Raw genomic sequence first — 18,759 nt, 5'->3', positions numbered from 1 at the left:
AGATCCCTTGTCTGCGCTTCGCGAGGCCCCTCGATGGACTCGGGGACTGCAGAAGCGCGAACTACGTGCTGGAGTGCGCGCAGACAAAGAGTCATCCTAGCATGGGCGGCGCGGCTGCCCCGCGGGGGGCGGATGCTGCGGTGAGCGCGGAACGCGAACGCTCGGTCGGCACCCGCAGCAGCTGCTGCACGACCCACACCAACAGCACGATGAGCATCGCGTTGCGCGCGGTGAGCACGACGACGCCGATCGGGTTCGCCACGCGCACGAGGTCGAAGACGAGCGGGTAGACGCCCTGCGTGAGGAACGCGGTGACAGCGGCGAACTGCAGTCCGCGACGGATGCGGTGCCGGTCGACGACCGTCCAGAGCACCAGCGGCGCGATGATCCACGCGACGAACTGCGGTGACCCGACCTTGTTGAAGACGATGAGCACGAGGACGAGCGTCAGGGTGAGCGGGGGGAGGAGGCGCAGCATCCGCGCCCCCGCCATCGATTTGCGCACGCCGATGACGCAGACCGCGGCGACGGCGAGCGCCATCAGCGGGGTCAGCAGTGCCGCCATCGTGTCGACGCCCGGTCCGTACACGGCGAACGTGATGATCTCGGAATCGAAGGCCACCTTCGCCCCGTTGACGCCGAAGGCGGCGAGCCAGACGAAGGGCGTGGCGGCGGTGCTCTCCATCTGCAGCCCGCGACCGACCTGCGCGGTGATGAATCCGGTGAGGTTCTCCGCCCCGCCGAGCGCGACGATCACGACGACGACGGCCGCGGCGGTCGCACCGGCCGAGATCACGACGACCCACCAGCGCTTGCGCGCAGCGATCGTGAGGGCGAGCACCACCGCGGCGGGCCAGATCTTGATCCAGGCCCCGATGGTGAGGATCGCCGCACTGATCGCGGGGTGCCGCAGCGCCAGCAGAAGCGCGACGACAGCAAGCGGAACCGTGATGGCGTCGATGCGGTAGAGCCCGATGGGTCCGAGCAGGACGAACAGGACCAGCCAGATGCGGGCACCCGCGAGGCGCGCCTGAGACCGGCCGCGGCCCACCAGCATGGCGAACGCGCCCGCGTTGAGGATGCAGACGAGAACCGCCCAGCCGAAGGTGTAGCCGCTGATCCCCGCGAACAGGTGGGCGAGCAGCATCGGTACCAGCGCGACCTGCGGGTACACCCACTCGGAGGTGATGCCCACGATGTCGCCACCCTGCAGCGCCTGGGTCGACCACGGCTCGTACACGTTGTAGACGTCACCCATGGGCTGACTCCACAGCACGAAGCCGAGCGTCACGACGAGCGCATGAGCGCCGACGAACCACAACCACAGATTTCGGAGTTCTCGCGACACGAGAAGCCAACCTAGCTCAGCCGCCTGGACGGCGACCCCCCAAGACCCCCCAGACCCGCGAGCGGGTCGGCGGGCCCGCGTCAGGCGTCGCGGGCGCCGCGGCCCCAGCGGAACGCCGAGACCGTCGGGTCACCGGCGATCCAGAACCGCCATGGGAAAGCGGCGGTGCCCGCGACCCCGGCCACTCCGACGCGGGGTCCGGTGATCACGGTCTCGAGCGGCTCGGCGCGCAGCAGCAGCTTCGCGGTCGCGCCGGCGCGTTCCGACCCCGTGATGGCGTCGATGCCGTCGTGCACCGGATGCTTCAGACCCACCGCATCGCCGAGACGCCCCGGCCCGCCGGCGAGGTCTTTCGGCGACCGGACGACTCCATGGCGTTCGAGCCGGCGGCGGGTCGCCGCATCCGTCCCCTCGATCACTTCGCCCGCCCGCAGGAGGATTCCGCCCGCGGCTCCTTCGGGGCCGCTGACGACGTTGACGCAGGAGTGGATCCCATGGCTGAGGTAGACGTAGAGGTGCCCGGGCTCCCCCCACATCGTCGCGTTGCGCGGGGTCGGCCCCATGCGGGCGTGCGAACCGGGGTCGGCGATCGGCCCCGTTCCGAGCCCGTGGTACGCCTCGACCTCGGTCAGGCGCACGGCGACGCGTTCTCCGGCGACGGTCGTCTCGAGCACCCCGCCGAGCAGGCGCGGCGCCACCTCGGCCGGCAGCCCGGCGAGATCGTCGCGCGTGGCCGGGCGCACAGCGCTCACGCCGGGGGCCCCTGGCACCACGACAGACCGAACCCGTCGAGCACCGCGACCTCGTCACCGGAGTCGATCTCGACCACGTGCGTCTCGACCCGCGTCGGCAGCGGCAGTTGGTAGGTGTCGTAGGGGTTGCCGGCCGAATCCGGTGCGAGCAGCACCGCGGCGTACCGACCGCTCGCCGATACGCACGTCTGCAGGACGGCATCCGACGTCGACGCATCGAGCAGCACGGTCGACGTTCCGTCGTCGGTCACGCGCGCGACGACGGTCGAGACGAAAGAGCCGTCGTCGGCGAGCACCGCGTACGTGCGCACGGTGCCGGCGGCCTCACCCGGCATCGGAGTGACCGCGCCCAGCGAACCGATCGGCGGGTCCGGCTCCACGAGAGGTGCTTCGCTTCCGTCGGTGAGGTCGACGACGCGCATGCCCTCGAGCCGCTCGACGACCGCCTGCGAGGAACCGCGGGCGATGCCGTCGATCGCGAGCGCCGTACCGAGGGGGGCGGCGTTCTCGCCGTCCGAACCCGCGAGCAGAAGTCGTCCGTCGAAGGTGAGCACCAGGATGCTGTCGCTGTCGGGCACGAACCGCCACCCCGCCACCCGGATGTCACCCGCCAGCGCCACCTCCTCGGGGGGCGCGTCACCCGCACCCGTGGCCACCGAGGTGGTGAACAGGGCGCTCTCGCGCCCGCCCCCGGCCCCGAGGTCGGCGTCGGAGAACGTGAAGCCGATGGTCTCGCCGCGATCGGCGCTCTGCAGGTTCGACACGAAGCCGTCGCCGGGCAGTTCGAGCTCGCGCGGATCTTCTCCGCTCGGGCCCATCACCAGAAGGGCCGCGCGGTCGTCGTCGGTGCGCACCGACACGACGAGGTGCGTGGCGGTGGCACGGTAGTCCTCGATGTGCGGGTGGGTGAAGACCGCCTCGGCCTCGCCGTCGAGCGTGGTGCGGAAGATCGTGTCGCCGTCGTCTGCACCGCGTTGCAGCAGGTAGGGCTGCAACGCGGGCGTGCGGAACGCGGTGGTCAGCGTCGCCGCGGGGCCCGCGCCTCGACCCGCCGCACCGGCGATCGTCACGGTGTAGTCGGTGTCGTCGCGCAGCGGCAGGGTGAAGCGCACACCGACGCTCCGCCCCGAGGTGTCGACGGTGAAGGGGGCCGGCGGATCGACGGTGACCTGCGCGGCATCCACGTCGCGCAGCGCCTGCGTCGTCTCGATGATGACCCGCGACCCCGAAGCCGCGACCGCGCCGGTGGGATCGACCTGCACGCCCGAGACCCGGGGGCCCTGGGCGACGCCGACGACCGCCCCCGCCGCTCCCACCAGAGCGAGCGCGGCGAGAGCCGCGGCGAACGCGGTGACGAAGGCACGGCTGCGACGCTTCTGACCGCGCATACGCCGCGAAGCGGGGTCAGTACTCATAGGGGTCCTGCGGCTCGTCGATCGTGACGACGTCATCGGGGGTGATCTCGAGTGCACCGCTGCTCGTCGACCTCACCGTTCCGGTGACGGTCACCCACTGCCCGGTCTCGGGGATCGGCGCGCTCGAGGCGATCGGCAGACTCGCGGGCTGCGCGTCGATGACGCAGTGCGTGATGACGAGGCGGGTGAGGTCGAAACCGCCACTGGTGTCGCTCGGGGTCACGAACCCGGTGAGCGAGATGGCATCGCCGTCGAACGTGTCGGGGTTGGTCGCCGTGGCGAAGATGCTCGCCCACTCGCCGACGCCGAACTCGGTCGTGTCGCCCGATGAGGCGAGGGTGATCACGTCTGCTCCGGCGAACAGCGGCGGTGCACCGACGTCTCGCGAGATCGCGAGCTCTGCCGACAGCGAAGCCGGGGGCGAAACCAGCATCGTCACCACGACGCCCGAGGCGACGAGGCCCCCGGCGAGCGTGGGGAGGCCAGGAAGGTGGAGCATGTCCCGATTTCCGCCAGGATCGCCGCCGATCGTTGCGGAAAGTGGGACATGGTCGTGGTCGTCGTGGTCGTGGTCGTGATCATCGCCGTGGTCGTGGCCGTGGTCGGCTTCTTCGCCCAGCGGAAGGGCGAAGCTGGCGACGGCGCCGACGAGGAGCAACACGGCCATCCCCACCGCGAACCACGCCGAGTCGGGGTTGATGTAGAGGGCGAGGCGCCCGGTGGCCCACAGCGCGAGGGTCACCACGGCCAGGCAGGCCGCGAGACCCACCCCGAGCCAGCGTGTGCCGACGAAACCCGCGTTACGCACCGAGATTCACCACCGTTCCGAGGGCGAAGGCGAACAGCACGACGACCGCCGTCAGACCCACCAGCACGCGGGTGGTGAAGGTCGTCCGCAGCAGCGCGAGCATCTTCACGTCGACGATGGGGCCGACGACGAGGAAAGCGACGAGCGAACCCGGCGTGAACGACGCGGCGAACGACAGTGCGAAGAACGCGTCGACGTTCGAGCAGATCGACACCACCAGGGCGAGCGCGATCATCGCGACGATCGACAGTGCGGGGTCTGACCCGATGGCGACGAGCGTGTCGCGCGGTACGAGGATCTGCACCGCGCCGGCGAGCGCCGATCCGATGACGAGCGCCGGCATCACCGAGCGGAGCTCGATCACGAACTGCGCGAGGCTGCGACGGCCGCGCCCGCTCGCGCCGCCCTCCTGCGAGAGCTGCAGCTCGCACGTCTGACGGAAGCGGTCGGTCACCAACGCGTCGGGAGACGGGTGCCGACTGTAGAGCCAGCCGATCAGGTTCGCCACGAGGTACCCGCCGATGAGGCGCGCGATGAGGATGTTGTCGTCGAACCCGAATGCGGCATGCGTGGTGATGATGACGATCGGGTTCACGATCGGGGCGGCGACGAGAAAGGTGAGCGTCTCCGACACGGTGAATCCGCGCATCAGCAATCCCCGCGCGAACGGCACGTTGCCGCACTCGCAGACGGGGATCAGCATGCCGAGGAGCGAGAGCACGGCCCTGCGCGCCCAGGCGCGGCGCGGCATCCATCGCTCGAGGACCCCCGGCGGAACCCAGACCTGCACGACGATCGAGAGCACGACGCCGAGGACGACGAACGGCAGCGACTCGATGAGCACGCTGAGCGCGAGGGTGATGGCGTCCTGCGCCCGGGTCGGCAGCGGTGCGGCGAACAGTTGCGGCGCGAAGGCATCGATCGCGAACAGTGCGGCGATCACGGCGGCACCGACGAGCAGCGGCACACCTACCCGGAGCGGTGCGCCCTGCCGTGTCGCGGTCGCGTTACTGCCCCGCACGCTCGCTCGCGCGGGCTGCGGCGCACGCGGCGCACAGCCCGAAGATGTCGACGATGTGCTCGGCTTGGGTGAACCCGTGGGTGGCGGCGGTGCGCTGCGCCCACTCCTCGACGTCGTTCGCCTCGATCTCGACGGTCAGCCCGCACGAGCGGCAGATGAGGTGGTGGTGGTGGCCCGGCGTCTCGCACGCGCGGAAGAGGTTCTCGCCCTCGGGGCTCTGCAGCGAATCGGCGTCGCCCTGCGCCGCGAGCCCGGCGAGCGTCCGGTAGACCGTCGCGAGACCGATGCCGGTGTTGTCCCCCCGGAGCGTGGCGTGCAACGACTGAGCGCTGACGAAGCCGCGGGCGTCGGAAAGCGCCTCGCGTACCCGTTCCCGCTGCCACGTGTTGCGCTGAGCCATGGCCGGAATCCTACCGGCGCTCGCTGGACGTCGCCCTGGGCGCAGCATCCGCCCGCGTCGAAACGGCCCGCTCAGTTCGGCTCCGCTGTCGCGAACGGCCGGTGCCACCCGCCACGTGTGACAGGGGAACCGACGTGTCCTCGCTCCGCTGTCGCAAACGGCTCGTGCCATCCGCCAGTCGTGACAGGGGAACGCCGCGGCGCAGAGGTCCACAAGCGGTCGGGCCGCGGCGCAGTGGTCCACAAGCGGTCGGGCCGCCGCGCGGTGGCCGACCGGCGGTCGGGCTCACCGGGCCACCCCGGGCGCAGCGAGGGCGTACTGCGACCCCGAGCGGGTGCGTTCGAGGACGCCGTGGTCGACGAGGTGCCGGCGCAGGAGTGCGACGTCGTCGGCGAAGGGGGCAAGCCGGTCGGTGAGCTCGCGCTCGGTGACGACCTCGCCCGGCTGCAACACCTCGGCGCCGACCCGCGCGAGCATCTCGACCCGCTCGGTCGCCTTCGTCGGGTAGCGGTCGATCCGTCCGTCGGCACGGAAGAACCGGTCGACGCCGGTGGGTCGCGGAGCAGCGGTCGCCAGCATCCGCTTCAGGTTCGTCGTATCGGCGACGAGATACCCGTCGCGTTCGACGACCAGGCCCGAGGCCGTAAGGAGCGCGATGACCGACTCGGCGCGCGCCGCGGGCAGTTCGGCGACCGCATCGGTCGCCGACGCACCGAGCACGATGCGCGCGTAGACCTCCCGCGCCGTCTCGTTCACCAGCGCGGCGATCGCCGGACGCCACGCGTTCGCGTCGGGGCCGCTCATGCGGTGCGGGTCACGCGCCCGCGGCGAGCGCCGATGATCCGGCAGACGAGGTAGATGACGAAAGAGATCGTCGTGATGTACGGGCTCACCGGGAGGGTGCCGGCGACGGCGAGCAGAATGCCCCCCACCGCCGAGATGAACCCGAACGTCGCAGCGAGCGCCGGCACCGAGACGGCGCCCGACGCCACCCGCATCGCCGCGGCCGCCGGGGTGACGAGCAACGCCATCACGAGCAGGGCGCCGATGATGTGCACAGCCACCGCCACGACGAGCCCGAGCAGCAGCATGAACACGAGCGACACCCCCGTGGTCGGCACCCCGCGGGCCGCGGCCGACTGGGGATCGAGCGAGTCGAAGCGCAGCGGCCGCCAGACGAGCAGCAGCGCGAGCAGGGCCACGGCGCTGAGGGCGACGAGCCACCCGAGCTGCCCCGTCTGCACCGAGACGATCTGGCCGGTGAGCAGGCTGAAGCGGTTGGCGCTCCGGCCGTCGTAGAGCGAGAGGAACAGGATGCCGAGTCCCAGGCCGAACGGCATCAGCACACCGATGATCGAGTTGCGGTCCCTGGCCCGCGCGCCGAGCCAGCCGATGAGACCGGCGGCGATGATCGAGCCCACGATGGAGCCCGTGACGACGTCGGCTCCGATGAGGAGGGCGGCCGCGGCTCCCGCGAACGACAGCTCGCTGATGCCGTGCACGGCGAAGGCCATGTCGCGCTGCATGACGAAGACGCCGATCAGGCCGCCGACGAGCCCCAGGATCGCGCCGGCGATCACCGAGTTCGACACCAGTGCGAGGATGTCGCCGTAGTCGGCGAGGCCGCCGAACAGCGCGTCTCCCACGTCTGCGGCGTTCATTCGGGCACCTCGGCAACGAGGTCGATCGCTCCACCGTGACGGGTCATGGCGTCACATCGCCGTCGTCGTGGTGGTGGTGATGCTCCTCGTCGGCGTCGGGGGCGCCGACGACCACCAAACGCCCTCCGGCGCGCAGGACGTAGACGGGCGCGTCGTAGAGGTCGCTGAGCACGTCGGAGTTGAGCACCTCGTCGGGGGTGCCGAGCATGAAGCGCCCGTGGGCGATGTAGAGGATGCGGTCGACGTGCGCCAGCACCGGATTGATGTCGTGGGTGACAAAGACGATGGCCGCCCCGGTGCGCGCCCGGTGCTGGTCGATGAGGCGCACCACGGCGCGCTGATTCGCCAGGTCGAGGCTGGTGAGCGGTTCGTCGCAGAGCAGCAGCCGCGGATCGTCGGCGAGCGCCTGCCCGACCCGCAGGCGTTGCTGCTCGCCGCCCGAGAGTTCGCCCACCGGTCGATCGGCGAAAGCTTCGGCACCGACCGCTCGTACGAGCTCGCGCACACGGTCGCGGTCACCGCGCCGGGGGAACGGCAGCCCGAAGCGGTGCCCGTCCACCCCCAGGCCGACGAGATCCCGACCGCGGAGCGAGGTCTCGGGCGGAAGCGGTCGCTGCTGCGGCACATAGCCGATCCGCCGATTGCCGCGCCGACGCACCTCGGTTCCGAGGGCCCGGATGCTTCCGGTGCTCAGTCGTTCGAGACCGAGGATCGCCCGGAGCAGGGTCGTCTTGCCCGAGCCGCTGGGCCCGAGCACCGCGACGAACTCCCCCGGAGCGACGTCGAGATCGAGTCCGCTCCACAGCTCCCGGTCGCCGCGCCGGAGCGCCGCGCCGCGGATCTCGAGCGGGGAACCCGACGTCACCGCGCCAGTGCCTCCGCGAGCGCCGCGACGTTCTCGTTCATCCACGAGAGGTAAGTCTGTCCCTCGGGGAGCGTCTCCGCGAACTCGAGTACCGGAATGCCTCGGCCGTCAGCGTCGTCGACGACCTGCGTGGTCTCTGCTCCACCGGTCTGCGCGTTGGTGATGACGACGCGCACACCACCCGATTCGAGGAGTCCGAGCGCCTCGAGGAGGGTTGCGGGCGGCACGTCCTGCCCTTCTTCGACGGCCTCGCTGAAGGCGTCGGGGGTGACGTTGGCGAGGCCGGCGGCCCTGACGAGGTATCCCGGAACGGGTTCGGTCACGAAGACCTCAGCTCCGGCGTCCGACGCCTCGATCTGCCCCAGCGCGTCTTCGATGCCGGCGACCCCGCCGGTGAAGTCGGCCAGATTGGTCGAGATGGCGTCGGCGTCATCGGGCAGCAGCGCGGTGAGCTGTTCGGCGATGGCCTCGGCGACGTGCTCGACGGTGTGCGGGTCGTACCAGACGTGCTCGTTGAACCCCTCGACGTGGTCGTGCCCGGCATGGTCGTGGTCGTCGGTCTCGGGCTCACTGCTCGCGTCGTGTCCGCCGTTCTCGGGCCAGTCGTGCGAGTACTCCACCGCCGTCACCACCGGCGCGTCGACACCCGACGAATCGATGAGCGCCTCGATGAACGCGTCGTACCCCCCGCCGTTCTCGATGACGAGATCGGCGCGGCTGACCGCGAGCTGGTCTTGCGCGCTCGGTTCGAACGAGTGCGGATCCTGCGACGTCGAGGCGACGATCGACGTGACATCGATCAGGTCGCCGCCGATGGCCTCGGCGATCTGCCCGTACACGTTCGTCGACGCGACGACCTGCACCCGATCACTCTCCGACGCATCGCTTCCCGGTGAGCCAGAGGCAGTGGAGCAGCCGGCGAGAGCGAGGGCGGATGCGGCGACGAGCGCAGCGGGAACGAGGAGACGGTTCTTGATCACATCTCGACTGTACTGTTACTGATAATCGTTCTCAACTCGAGTGGTTTGTTTCGGTTGATCGGATGAAGGCAGACGGAGTGGATCGGGGGGCAACCCAGGTCCGATCTGGGAGGCGCCCCTGGTTTCTTGGTAAGGGTGAGTGGGGCGCCCGCGCCCGAGGTAGGCGTCGGAATATCCGTCTGATGCGTAGAGATCGCTATCCCCACCCGTGTGGCGTGGTCGGAACGCGAGGAGGGAAACGACGACCAGCGCGGCGGCCGGTCCGACGAAATGGACCCAAATCGGCCAGCGAAGCGCCGTGGCCGCGAGCAGGAGAGCAAGTCCACCAACGACCGCGGTCGTGACCGCGATTCGACGCCACAGGATGCCCATGCCTCACGGTAACCCCGATCACCGCGGACTACCACGGGGCCTCCGGGATGGGACAAGCTGGCCGCGAGCCGTCCGCTGAGGCGTGAGTGCATCGCGATGTTACGCCGCACTTTGCGGGCATGCGCCGCAGCCGTGAGGATCGGAGCGATCGTCGCCGCGCGAGGCCTCGATTCCGCGGGTCACCCCGGCTCGCTCGAACAAGATCGGTTGATCGTGCGTCTGACTTCTCCGTACTCTCCCGCGTTCTCCCTCAAGCGCACGGCCTTTGACGAGGACTATCAGCCGTCCGGCGATACCCGCATCACGACGAACTTCGCCAACCTCGCCCGGGGTGAGAACCGTCGAGCGAACCTTCGCAATGCGTTCAAGATGATCGACGACCGCTTCAATGAGCTCGCCCATTGGGACAACGAGAACCGGGATCGCTATTCGCTGGATCTCGACATCATCAGCGTGGGAGTCGACATCGACCGAGGAGGCACGGACGACGCCTTCCCCGTCATCGAGGTATTGCAGACGACGATCGTGGATCGACGGTCGGGAAACCGTATCGAGGGCATCGTGGGGAACAACTTCTCGTCGTACGTTCGCGACTACGACTTCAGCATCCGTCTTCCCGAACACAACGAAAGCCGGTCGGAATTCGCCGTCCCGGCCGGTTTCGGAGAGTTGCACGGAAACCTGTTCCGGAGCTTCCTGCACTCGGACACCTACGCGCAGCATTTCAGCAAGCCGCCCGTGATCTGTCTGAGCGTGTCGAGCACCAAGGCCTACCAGCGAACGGACAATCGACACCCCATCCTGGGCGTCGAGTACCGCCAGGACGAGTTCTCTCTCACCGACGACTACTTCAGCAAGATGGGGCTGCGGGTCCGCTATTTCCTGCCCCCGCGCAGCACCGCGCCGCTGGCTTTCTACTTCGTCGGCGACCTGCTCGACGGCTACACCAACCTGCAGTTGATCTCCACCGTCAGCACGATGGAGACCTTCCAGAAGATCTACCGACCGGAGATCTACAACGCCAATTCCCCGGCGGGAAAGAGCTACCGACCGAGCCTGGAAAATCTGGACTACTCCACGACCCGGATCGTCTACGACCGCGAAGACCGCAGCCGACTGGCGCTGGAGCAGGGCAGGTTCGCCGAAGAGAAGTTCATCACGCCCCATAGGGCGGCTCTGGAGGAATGGTCCGCCCAGTACACCGCCCACCACGGGAGCCAGTCATGACGAACTCGCTTCCGACGTCGATCGCGGGGAGCTTGCCGAAGCCCTCCTGGCTCGCGCAGCCCGAGACGCTGTGGTCGCCCTGGAAACTGCGCGATGACGAGTTGGCGGAGGGCAAGAAAGATGCCCTGCGCCTCTCGTTGGCCGACCAGCGGGAGGCGGGCATCGACATCGTGAGCGATGGCGAGCAGACACGCCAGCACTTCGTCACCACCTTCATCGAGCACCTCAGCGGAGTGGATTTCGAGAAGCGTGAGACCGTCCGGATCCGGGATCGCTACGACGCATCCGTCCCCACGGTCGTGGGCGCCGTGAGCCGCGAGAAGCCCGTCTTCGTCGACGATGCCCGCTTCCTACGCGCGCAGACAGACCAGCCCATCAAGTGGGCTCTCCCGGGGCCGATGACGATGATCGACACCCTCTACGACGCGCACTACGGGAGTCGCGAGAAGCTCGCGTGGGAGTTCGCCGCGATCCTCAACCAGGAAGCCAGGGAGCTTCAGGCCGCCGGCGTCGACATCATCCAGTTCGACGAGCCCGCATTCAACGTCTTCTTCGATGACGTGAAGGACTGGGGCGTCGCCGCACTGGACCGGGCCGTCGAGGGACTCACGTGCGAGACCGCCGTGCATATTTGCTACGGCTACGGCATCACCGCGAACACCGACTGGAAGAAGACCCTGGGGTCGGAGTGGCGTCAGTACGAAGAGACCCTGCCGAAACTGCGCGATTCGCGCATCGACATCGTCTCGCTCGAGTGCCACAATTCGCACGTCCCGATGGATCTGCTCGAGCTCATCCGAGGGAAGAAGGTCATGGTCGGGGCCATCGACGTGGCCACCGCCGATATCGAGACACCCGAGGAAGTCGCCGACACCCTACGGAGCGCACTTCGGTTCGTCGAGGCGGACAAGCTCTACCCCTCCACCAACTGCGGAATGGCGCCGCTGGGACGGGGCGTCGCCCGCGGCAAGCTGGCCGCGCTGGGGGCGGGCGCCGAGATCGTCCGACGAGAGCTCTCGGCCTAGTCGAGGCGTATCGACGCCGAGCGACCTCAGTCGAGCAGCAGCGCCGGCTCTTCCAGAATCGACGCGACATCGGCGACGAACCGGCTCATGCCGTCGCCGTCGACCACGCGGTGGTCGAACGAACCCGACACGGTGGTCACCCAGCGGGGGCGCACCTCGCCGTCGACGACCCAGGGCTTCTGGCGGATCGTGCCGAGGGCGATGATGCCCGCCTCGCCGCCGTTGAGGATCGGGGTGCCCGCATCCATTCCGAAGACGCCGATGTTCGTGATCGTGATCGTGCCGCCGCGCTGATCGGCCGGCGTGCTCTTGCCCTCGCGGGCGGTGGTCGTCAGCGTCTGGAGCGCGCGGGCGAGCTCGCGCATGCTCATGTCCTGCGCGTCCTTGATGTTCGGCACGAGCAGCCCGCGCGGGGTGGCGGCCGCGATACCGAGATTCACGTAGTGGTGCAGGCGGATCTGCGCCCCGTCGTCGCCGTCGACCCACGCCGCGTTCACCATCGGTGTGCGGCGCGCGGCCCAGATCACGGCGCGCGCGACGATCAGCAGGGGTGAGACCTTCACGTCGGCGAAGTCGGGCGAGGTCTTCAGACGCTTGACGAGTTCCATCGTGCGGCTGGCGTCGACGTCGGTCCACACCGTGACGTGCGGGGCGGAATAGGCCGTTCGCACCATGCCCGACGCGACGGCCTTGCGGACGCCCCGCACGGGGATCGACTCCTCACGACCGTCCGTCTCGGCGACGGGCTGGGCCCGCGGAGGGGCGGATGCTGCGGGGGGCGCAGCATCCGGTGCACCGGCCTCGACGGGGATCGTCTCTTCGCGCACCTCGCCCCACGCGGGGGTCTCGATGTTGCGGAACACGCTGGCCTGCGAGGCGTGCTTCATGACGTCGTCGCGCGTGACTTCGCCCGAGGTTCCGGTCGGGGTGACCGTGGTGAGGTCGATTCCGAGGTCTCGAGCGAGCTTGCGGATCGGCGGCTTGGCCGTGACACCCGCGACACCCGCCGACACCGCCGCCGGGCGGGCGTCGGGCGCGGCCGGGCGACGGCGCGAGGCCACGTGACCCGTGCTGCCGTAGCCCACGAGTACGGCGCCACCGGGCGCTTCGGGCTCGGGCACCGTGGTCGGCGCGGCTGCGGCACCTCCGGTCGCCGAGCCGGCCGAAGAATCGGCGATCGTGATGATCGCCGAACCCACCTCGACGGTGTCGCCCTCGCCGGCGAGAAGCTCACCGACCGTGCCCGCGAAGGGGGAGGGCAGCTCGACGAGCGACTTGGCGGTCTCGATCTCGACGAGCACGTCGTCGATGGCGACGGTATCGCCCGGGGCGACGCGCCACGAGACGATCTCGGCCTCGGTCAAACCCTCGCCGACGTCGGGGAGGAGGAACTTCTGCGTGCTCATCGGTTGTCCTTTCGGCCCTTCGAAAAGCTCAGGGACCGGGTTGCGGGGGAAAGCTCAGGGACCGGGTTGCGGACGGAAAGCGGAGGTGGTGAGGGGGACGTGTCAGTAGGCGAGGGTGCGATCGACGGCCTCGAGGATGCGGTCGGCATCCGGGAGGTATTTGCCCTCGAGGTTCGCCGCGGGGAACGGGGTGTCGTATCCCGACACCCGCAGCACCGGGGCTTCGAGGGAGTAGAAAGCCCGTTCGGCGACGGTCGCGGCGATCTCGCTGCCGAGGCTGACGAACCCCGGCGCTTCTTGGGCGTAGACCATCCGCCCCGTGCGCTGCACGGATTCGAGGATCGGGCCGTAGTCGACGGGCGAGAGCGACCTCAGGTCGATGACCTCGCAGCTGGTTCCCTCGTTCTCGGCGAGCGCGGCCGCCTGCAGCAGCGTCGCGACCATCGCCCCGTGCCCGACCAGGGTCACGTCGGTTCCGCGCCGGACGACGCGGCTCGCGTGCAACGGCAGGGCCGGTGCGGCGAGATCCACTTCCCCCTTGGGCCAGTAGCGGCTCTTCGGCTCGAGGAAGACGACGGGATCAGGAGAGGCGATCGCCTCCTGGATCATCCAGTAGGCGTCGTTCGGGGTCGAGGGGCTCACCACGCGCAGACCGGGCGTGTGGGTGAAGTAGGTCTCGGGGCTCTCCTGGTGATGCTCGATCGCACCGATGTGTCCGCCGTAGGGGATGCGGATGACGACGGGCATCTGCAGCGCGCCCTCGTGCCGGTAGGTGAGCTTCGCCAACTGGCTGGTGATCTGGTCGAACCCTGGAAAGACGAAACCGTCGAACTGGATCTCGCAGACAGGCCGGAACCCGCCCATGGCCAGGCCGATCGCCGTGCCGATGATGCCCGACTCCGCCAGCGGGGTGTCGATGACCCGCTGGGCGCCGAAGTCGGCCTGCAGACCCTCGGTGACGCGGAACACCCCGCCGAGAGGGCCGATGTCTTCGCCCATGAGCAGAACGCGGTCGTTCTCTTCCATCGCGCGACGAAGCCCGGCGTTGAGCGCCTTGCCGAGTGACATCTCGGTGCTCACGATGCGCCTCCCTCGAACGATGCCTCATAGGCATGGAACCAACGGCGCTCTTCTTCGACGAGCGGATGCTGCTCTGAGTACACGTTCGTGAAGATCTGATCGGGATCGAGACCCCCGAGCGTCGTCGTCCGCGCACGGGTGTCTTCGGCGACGGCGAGAGCCTCGGCCTCGACGTCGGCGAAGAACTCGTCTGACGCACCGAGGCCGCGGAGGTAGGCGCGCATGCGGTCGATCGGATCGCGTTTGCCCCACGCCTGCTCTTCGGCCGTGGTGCGGTACTTCGTCGGGTCGTCGCTCGTGGTGTGCGCGCCCATGCGATACGTCATGGCCTCGATCGCGCGAGGGCCACCGCCGGCGCGCGCCTCGTCGAGGGCCGTGCGGGTGACGGCGTAGCTGGCGAGCACGTCGTTGCCGTCGACCTGCACGCTCGGGATGCCGTACCCGGCGCTGCGCCGGAACAGCGGCGAGCGCGACTGCGTCGCGACGGGCACTGAGATCGCCCACTGGTTGTTCTGGAGGAAGAAGACCTCGGGCGCGGCGAAGCTCGCGGCATAGACCATCGACTCGTGCACGTCGCCCTGGCTCGAAGCGCCGTCGCCGTAATAGACGATGACGGCCTCGTCACGGTCGGGGTCGCCGGTTCCGCTCTTGCCATCGAGGGCCATCCCCATGGCGAGGCCTGTCGCATGCAGCGTCTGGGCGCCCAGGACGAGCGTGTAGAGGTGCGTGTTGCCGTTCTTCGGATCGAACGGATTCCATCCGCCATGGGTCAGCCCGCGCATGAGCCGCACGATGTCGACCGGATCGACGCCGCGGATGCGGGCGACGACGTGCTCGCGGTACGAGGGGAACAAGTGATCCTGGCTGCGGGCGGCCCTGGCCGAGCCGACCTGCGCGGCCTCCTGGCCCCAGCTCGGCGGCCACAGCGCCAGTTGCCCCTGGCGCTGCAGCAGCGTCGCCTGCCGATCGAACGCGCGGATCGACACCATGTCGCGGTAGAACCGCTCGACCTCGGCCTCGGGCAGAGCGTCGATGAGAGGCAGGTAGCGCTCGGCGGCCGGCGTCGGCGCGAGGGATCCGTCGGCACCGAGGATGCGGACGAGCTCCGGGTCGTCGACGGGAACCGAAGCGTCGAGGGTCGCGTCGTCGAGGACTGCTTGTTCGGGCACGGGTGCGGGGGGCACGGTGGAATCGGGCACGGTCACGGTTCCTACGCTAACCCTCGGCCCGAGTGGCCTTCTGGGAGGGTCTGGACAACGGATGCTGCAATCCGTAGGACCTTCTCGACAGACTCTTCTTCACCCACCGAGATGCGGATGCCATCGCCCGCGAACACGCGGACGATGAGGCCCTCCTCGTCGAACGCCTCCGCGAAGGCGGCCGCGTGCTGGCCGGCGGGGAGCCACACGAAGTTGCCCTGCGCATCGGGCACCCGCCATCCCGCGTCGCGAAGACCGGCGACCAACCGGTCGCGTCGCGCGGCGATGACCCGCACGCGCTCGAGCAGCTCCGACTCCGCCGCGAGGCTGGCGAGGGCGGCGGCTTCGGCCTGGCCGGTGACCGCGAGCGGTATCGCCGTCGACCGTGCGGCGTCGAGGACTCGGCGATGACCGACCGCGTAGCCGATGCGGAGGCCGGCGAGACCGAACGCTTTCGAGAACGTGCGGAGCGCCACCACGTTGGGGCGGTCGAGGAGGCCGAGGACCCGCATTCCGTCCACCGCGTCGGGGGCGGTGACGAACTCCGCGTACGCCTCGTCGAGGATGACGAGGACGTCGCTCGGCACGGCGTCGAGGAAGGCCGCGAACTCGTCGTGAGTGACCACGGGCCCCGTCGGGTTGTTCGGACTGCAGACGATCACGACGCGCGTGCGATCGCCCACGCGGGCGGCCATTGCCGGAAGATCGTGCCGAGCATCGGGCGTGAGCGGCACTTCGACGGGGGTCGCCCCCGCGACGCGGACGAGGCCGGGGTAGGCCTCGAACGATCGCCACGCGTACACGACCTCGTCGCCCGGGCCGGCCGCGGCGAGGATCAGCTGTGCGAGCACCGAGACGCTGCCCGCGCCGATGTGCACTTCGTCGACCTCGACCCCGAACCGCGCAGCGAGCCTCTCGCGCAGACGGCGGGCCGAAGCATCCGGGTACCGATTCACATCCACCGCGGCGCTCATCGCCTCGATCACGCCCGGGAGCGGATCGAACGGGTTCTCGTTGCTCGAAAGCTTGAATCCGTCGTCGCCGGCGGGCTTGCCCTGGCGGTACGGCGGGAGGGCGGCGATCTCGGGGCGGATGCGGACGGGCATGTCGTCTGTCACGCACCGAGTCTAGGTCGACCCCCGCGCCCGGGCCGGGAGAACCCGGCCTCGCCCCGCCCCCTGCACCGTGCCAAACTCGGACGCATGGGATTCTTCGCCCGCGTCGTCGTGAACGCGTTCGCCATCTGGATCGTGACGCTTCTTCCGGCGCTGCAGGTCGTGCTGATCCCCTTCGCCCCCGGCGAGTGGCTCCAGGTCGCCCTCACACTGCTCGTCGTCGGTGCCATCTTCGCCCTGGTCAACACCGTCATCGGCACCGTCGTCAAAGTGCTGGCGTTTCCGCTCTACATCCTGACGCTGGGGCTCATCTCTTTCGTCATCAACGGGTTCTTGCTCTGGCTCACCGCGTGGATCACCGGGTTCTGGGACTGGGGGCTGAGAGTCGACGGTTTCTGGTGGACCGTGCTCGCGGCCCTCATCATCGGCGTCATCAACTGGGTGTTCGGCCTCATCTTGCGCCCCCGCCGCCACGACCGGGAACGAGCCGCTCGGCCGCGAACTCGGTGACTTCTGCGCTCTCCGCCGTCGCGAGAGCGTCGAAGATCTCGCGAAGCGTCGCCGCGCGCGGGTCGGGGGAAGCGTCGACCATGGCGGCCGTCTCGGTGTACGACGCCATGCTGTGGGCGGGGATCTTCAGGTCGTGAAGACCCGCCGACGGGTCGTCGAGCCGCTCGACCACGAAGCTGCCGGGTGCCCCGACGCCCGCCGGGTGACCGCCTGACTGCAGCGCCGCCACCGGGTCGTCGGTGTGGCGGAGCGACACGCTGAACGTGTCGGCGCCGACGTCGGCCTGCACCGGGGACCCGAACGAGACCACCGTGCGCGTGTCGTAGGTGCCCTCGAGCGCGAGCCGCTCGAGCACCATCGCGCCCTGCGAGTGCCCGAAGCCGTGCACCACGTCTCCCTCCCGGGCGCCGGCGTTGTGCAGCGCCGCGGTCACCGCCGCGTACGAGGCGCTGCGTTCACCCCCGTAGAGGGAGATGTTCGAGCGGTTGTCGAACGGCTCCGACGCACCCCCGCCCGTTTGCGTCCCGGCGACGTACACCCCGAACTGACGCGTCCCGTCGGGCATCGCGTAGCGCTCGACCCGCACCTGCGCATCCCCGCCCGACGGAATGCGCTGCGCCGCAGCGGCCAACGTCGCCGGCGGCGCCGCAGGACCCGTCGACACCGCGCGCACCCGCACGCCGACGTCCGCGCCCGGGGTCAGCCGCGCTCCCGCGGGAACGGTGCCGTACCGGAGGGCATCGACGATCCCGAACACCGCGGGGAAGGCGAGCCACGGGCCCCATGGGCCGAGCGACTGCGCACCGAGGAACGCCTGCCCGTAGAGGTCGCCATGGCCGGCCGGTGCGTCGTCGAGCGCGCGACGGCCCTCGACGACGGCGCCGGGGTGCAGCGCCGCCAACCTCGCGAGCCGGGCGTCCATCCGGTCGACTCGGGCCTCATCGCCCGCCGCGGCGGCCGCGTCGCGCTGGAGGTACAGTTCGACCGCCTCGTACAGGGCGGCCGCCGCGCGTACCCCCTCGACGATCTCTTCCCCCTCCCGCTCTCCCCTCTCGAGCGCCGAGCGCAGCACCGTCGCCTCCAGAACGGCGGCGAAGGCGGTCGGCTGCGCCTCGGCGGCGAGGTCTGCGGCCGTGGCGACACGGGCCACAAGCGCACCGGCATCGCGGACGACGACAGAAAGAGCCTGCGCCACGCGACGCAGCGACTCGGTGTCGACCTCGACGACCGAACCGCTGCGGATCGTGATCGCGCTCACCGCAGTTCCGCCCAGGCGCGGGCGTGGATCTCAGCGCGCGCACGGCCGAGCGCGTCGCAGACCTCGTCGGTGCGCGCCTGCGCGGTCACCAACGATGCCCGCCATCGATCGAGCCGTTCGTGAAAGGCGGCTGCCGAGGGGGCCTGCCAGTCGGCGTCGATCGCGACGTGTTCGACGCGGGCGGCGAGATCGCCCAGCCGTCCACGCGTATCGCGGAGGATTCGCACCGCCTCGTCCACGGCCTCGAGCGCCCGGAGCGCAGTCGGAGAGAGGGTCACATCGATCGGCATGCGTCGAGGGTCACCCATCGGACGGGC

At 69.7% G+C, this 18,759-nt stretch carries 19 protein-coding genes; 3 read left to right on the top strand and 16 right to left on the bottom strand.

Annotated features, from left to right (window positions below; genetic code table 11):
- Window positions 1-91: 91 nt before the first annotated feature.
- The 10 genes from ACFXQA_RS05485 to ACFXQA_RS05440 form a co-directional block, all read right to left on the bottom strand.
- Window positions 92-1,348: a hypothetical protein gene (locus ACFXQA_RS05485; RefSeq protein WP_394518784.1), complete on the bottom strand. Its 1,257-nt coding sequence runs from the start codon at window positions 1,346-1,348 to the stop codon at window positions 92-94.
- Between the two features lie 80 nt (window positions 1,349-1,428).
- A complete protein-coding gene (locus ACFXQA_RS05480; protein ID WP_394518783.1) occupies window positions 1,429-2,100 on the bottom strand; it encodes a DNA-3-methyladenine glycosylase in 672 nt (223 codons plus the stop codon).
- On the bottom strand, window positions 2,097-3,515 hold the full coding sequence (locus tag ACFXQA_RS05475; RefSeq protein ID WP_394518782.1) for a hypothetical protein: 1,419 nt from the start codon (window positions 3,513-3,515) through the stop codon (window positions 2,097-2,099). The genes ACFXQA_RS05480 and ACFXQA_RS05475 overlap by 4 nt, the downstream gene beginning before the upstream one ends.
- Window positions 3,505-4,323, bottom strand: coding sequence for a TIGR03943 family putative permease subunit (locus ACFXQA_RS05470; protein WP_394518781.1), 819 nt, complete (start codon window positions 4,321-4,323; stop codon window positions 3,505-3,507). The genes ACFXQA_RS05475 and ACFXQA_RS05470 overlap by 11 nt, the downstream gene beginning before the upstream one ends.
- Window positions 4,316-5,266, bottom strand: a complete 951-nt coding sequence (locus ACFXQA_RS05465; RefSeq protein WP_394519084.1) for a permease — start codon at window positions 5,264-5,266, stop codon at window positions 4,316-4,318. The genes ACFXQA_RS05470 and ACFXQA_RS05465 overlap by 8 nt, the downstream gene beginning before the upstream one ends.
- A 64-nt stretch (window positions 5,267-5,330) precedes the next feature.
- Window positions 5,331-5,744: a Fur family transcriptional regulator gene (locus tag ACFXQA_RS05460; RefSeq protein WP_394518780.1), complete on the bottom strand. Its 414-nt coding sequence runs from the start codon at window positions 5,742-5,744 to the stop codon at window positions 5,331-5,333.
- A gap of 285 nt (window positions 5,745-6,029) precedes the next feature.
- Window positions 6,030-6,548 (bottom strand): DUF2087 domain-containing protein, encoded by a 519-nt coding sequence (locus ACFXQA_RS05455; RefSeq protein ID WP_394518779.1) that lies wholly within the window; start codon window positions 6,546-6,548, stop codon window positions 6,030-6,032.
- Window positions 6,545-7,405: a metal ABC transporter permease gene (locus ACFXQA_RS05450; RefSeq protein WP_394518778.1), complete on the bottom strand. Its 861-nt coding sequence runs from the start codon at window positions 7,403-7,405 to the stop codon at window positions 6,545-6,547. The genes ACFXQA_RS05455 and ACFXQA_RS05450 overlap by 4 nt, the downstream gene beginning before the upstream one ends.
- Before the next feature lie 43 nt (window positions 7,406-7,448).
- On the bottom strand, window positions 7,449-8,270 hold the full coding sequence (locus ACFXQA_RS05445; protein WP_394518777.1) for a metal ABC transporter ATP-binding protein: 822 nt from the start codon (window positions 8,268-8,270) through the stop codon (window positions 7,449-7,451).
- On the bottom strand, window positions 8,267-9,250 hold the full coding sequence (locus ACFXQA_RS05440; RefSeq protein ID WP_394518776.1) for a metal ABC transporter solute-binding protein, Zn/Mn family: 984 nt from the start codon (window positions 9,248-9,250) through the stop codon (window positions 8,267-8,269). The genes ACFXQA_RS05445 and ACFXQA_RS05440 overlap by 4 nt, the downstream gene beginning before the upstream one ends.
- 591 nt (window positions 9,251-9,841) lie before the next feature.
- Here ACFXQA_RS05440 and ACFXQA_RS05435 point away from each other — a divergent pair.
- Together ACFXQA_RS05435 and ACFXQA_RS05430 are read left to right on the top strand one after the other, a co-directional pair.
- Entirely contained in the window at window positions 9,842-10,849 is a 1,008-nt protein-coding gene (locus ACFXQA_RS05435; RefSeq protein ID WP_394519083.1) for a DUF1852 domain-containing protein, read from the top strand.
- Entirely contained in the window at window positions 10,846-11,874 is a 1,029-nt protein-coding gene (locus ACFXQA_RS05430) for a methionine synthase (protein WP_394518775.1), read from the top strand. Before ACFXQA_RS05435 ends, ACFXQA_RS05430 begins: the two co-directional genes overlap by 4 nt.
- 26 nt (window positions 11,875-11,900) lie before the next feature.
- On the opposite strand, the gene ACFXQA_RS05425 is transcribed toward ACFXQA_RS05430, so the two are convergent.
- The 4 genes from ACFXQA_RS05425 to ACFXQA_RS05410 all read right to left on the bottom strand — a co-directional run bounded on the left by ACFXQA_RS05425 (window position 11,901) and on the right by ACFXQA_RS05410 (window position 16,665).
- Window positions 11,901-13,280, bottom strand: coding sequence for a dihydrolipoamide acetyltransferase family protein (locus tag ACFXQA_RS05425; RefSeq protein WP_394518774.1), 1,380 nt, complete (start codon window positions 13,278-13,280; stop codon window positions 11,901-11,903).
- A gap of 102 nt (window positions 13,281-13,382) precedes the next feature.
- Window positions 13,383-14,348: an alpha-ketoacid dehydrogenase subunit beta gene (locus tag ACFXQA_RS05420; RefSeq protein ID WP_394519082.1), complete on the bottom strand. Its 966-nt coding sequence runs from the start codon at window positions 14,346-14,348 to the stop codon at window positions 13,383-13,385.
- An 8-nt stretch (window positions 14,349-14,356) separates the two neighbouring features.
- Window positions 14,357-15,454, bottom strand: a complete 1,098-nt coding sequence (locus ACFXQA_RS05415) for a thiamine pyrophosphate-dependent enzyme (protein WP_394519081.1) — start codon at window positions 15,452-15,454, stop codon at window positions 14,357-14,359.
- A gap of 116 nt (window positions 15,455-15,570) precedes the next feature.
- Window positions 15,571-16,665 (bottom strand): histidinol-phosphate transaminase, encoded by a 1,095-nt coding sequence (locus ACFXQA_RS05410; RefSeq protein ID WP_394519080.1) that lies wholly within the window; start codon window positions 16,663-16,665, stop codon window positions 15,571-15,573.
- A 96-nt stretch (window positions 16,666-16,761) separates the two neighbouring features.
- On the opposite strand from ACFXQA_RS05410, the gene ACFXQA_RS05405 reads away from it, so the two are divergent.
- Window positions 16,762-17,184, top strand: a complete 423-nt coding sequence (locus tag ACFXQA_RS05405) for a phage holin family protein (protein ID WP_394518773.1) — start codon at window positions 16,762-16,764, stop codon at window positions 17,182-17,184.
- On the opposite strand, the gene ACFXQA_RS05400 is transcribed toward ACFXQA_RS05405, so the two are convergent.
- On the bottom strand, window positions 17,126-18,442 hold the full coding sequence (locus ACFXQA_RS05400; protein ID WP_394518772.1) for a hypothetical protein: 1,317 nt from the start codon (window positions 18,440-18,442) through the stop codon (window positions 17,126-17,128). The two genes, ACFXQA_RS05405 and ACFXQA_RS05400, sit on opposite strands and share 59 nt — an antisense overlap.
- Window positions 18,439-18,732 (bottom strand): hypothetical protein, encoded by a 294-nt coding sequence (locus ACFXQA_RS05395; protein WP_394518771.1) that lies wholly within the window; start codon window positions 18,730-18,732, stop codon window positions 18,439-18,441. Before ACFXQA_RS05395 ends, ACFXQA_RS05400 begins: the two co-directional genes overlap by 4 nt.
- Window positions 18,733-18,759 lie beyond the last annotated feature (27 nt).

This window comes from Microbacterium shimangi, from assembly GCF_043556445.1.
GTDB lineage: Bacteria > Actinomycetota > Actinomycetes > Actinomycetales > Microbacteriaceae > Microbacterium.
Note: the sequence above shows the minus strand (reverse complement) of the source record. Positions and strands in the feature narration are given on the sequence as shown.

Excerpts from the sequence above, each read along its gene's own strand:
- ACFXQA_RS05420 (WP_394519082.1), bottom strand. The coding sequence starts at position 14,348 with ATGTCACTCGGCAAGGCGCTCAACGCCGGGCTTCGTCGCGCGATGGAA.
- ACFXQA_RS05455 (WP_394518779.1), bottom strand. The coding sequence starts at position 6,548 with ATGAGCGGCCCCGACGCGAACGCGTGGCGTCCGGCGATCGCCGCGCTG.
- ACFXQA_RS05450 (WP_394518778.1), bottom strand. The coding sequence starts at position 7,405 with ATGAACGCCGCAGACGTGGGAGACGCGCTGTTCGGCGGCCTCGCCGAC.
- ACFXQA_RS05475 (WP_394518782.1), bottom strand. The coding sequence starts at position 3,515 with ATGAGTACTGACCCCGCTTCGCGGCGTATGCGCGGTCAGAAGCGTCGC.
- ACFXQA_RS05430 (WP_394518775.1), top strand. The coding sequence starts at position 10,846 with ATGACGAACTCGCTTCCGACGTCGATCGCGGGGAGCTTGCCGAAGCCC.
- ACFXQA_RS05410 (WP_394519080.1), bottom strand. The coding sequence starts at position 16,665 with ATGCCCGTCCGCATCCGCCCCGAGATCGCCGCCCTCCCGCCGTACCGC.
- ACFXQA_RS05405 (WP_394518773.1), top strand. The coding sequence starts at position 16,762 with ATGGGATTCTTCGCCCGCGTCGTCGTGAACGCGTTCGCCATCTGGATC.
- ACFXQA_RS05395 (WP_394518771.1), bottom strand. The coding sequence starts at position 18,732 with ATGCCGATCGATGTGACCCTCTCTCCGACTGCGCTCCGGGCGCTCGAG.
- ACFXQA_RS05460 (WP_394518780.1), bottom strand. The coding sequence starts at position 5,744 with ATGGCTCAGCGCAACACGTGGCAGCGGGAACGGGTACGCGAGGCGCTT.
- ACFXQA_RS05425 (WP_394518774.1), bottom strand. The coding sequence starts at position 13,280 with ATGAGCACGCAGAAGTTCCTCCTCCCCGACGTCGGCGAGGGTTTGACC.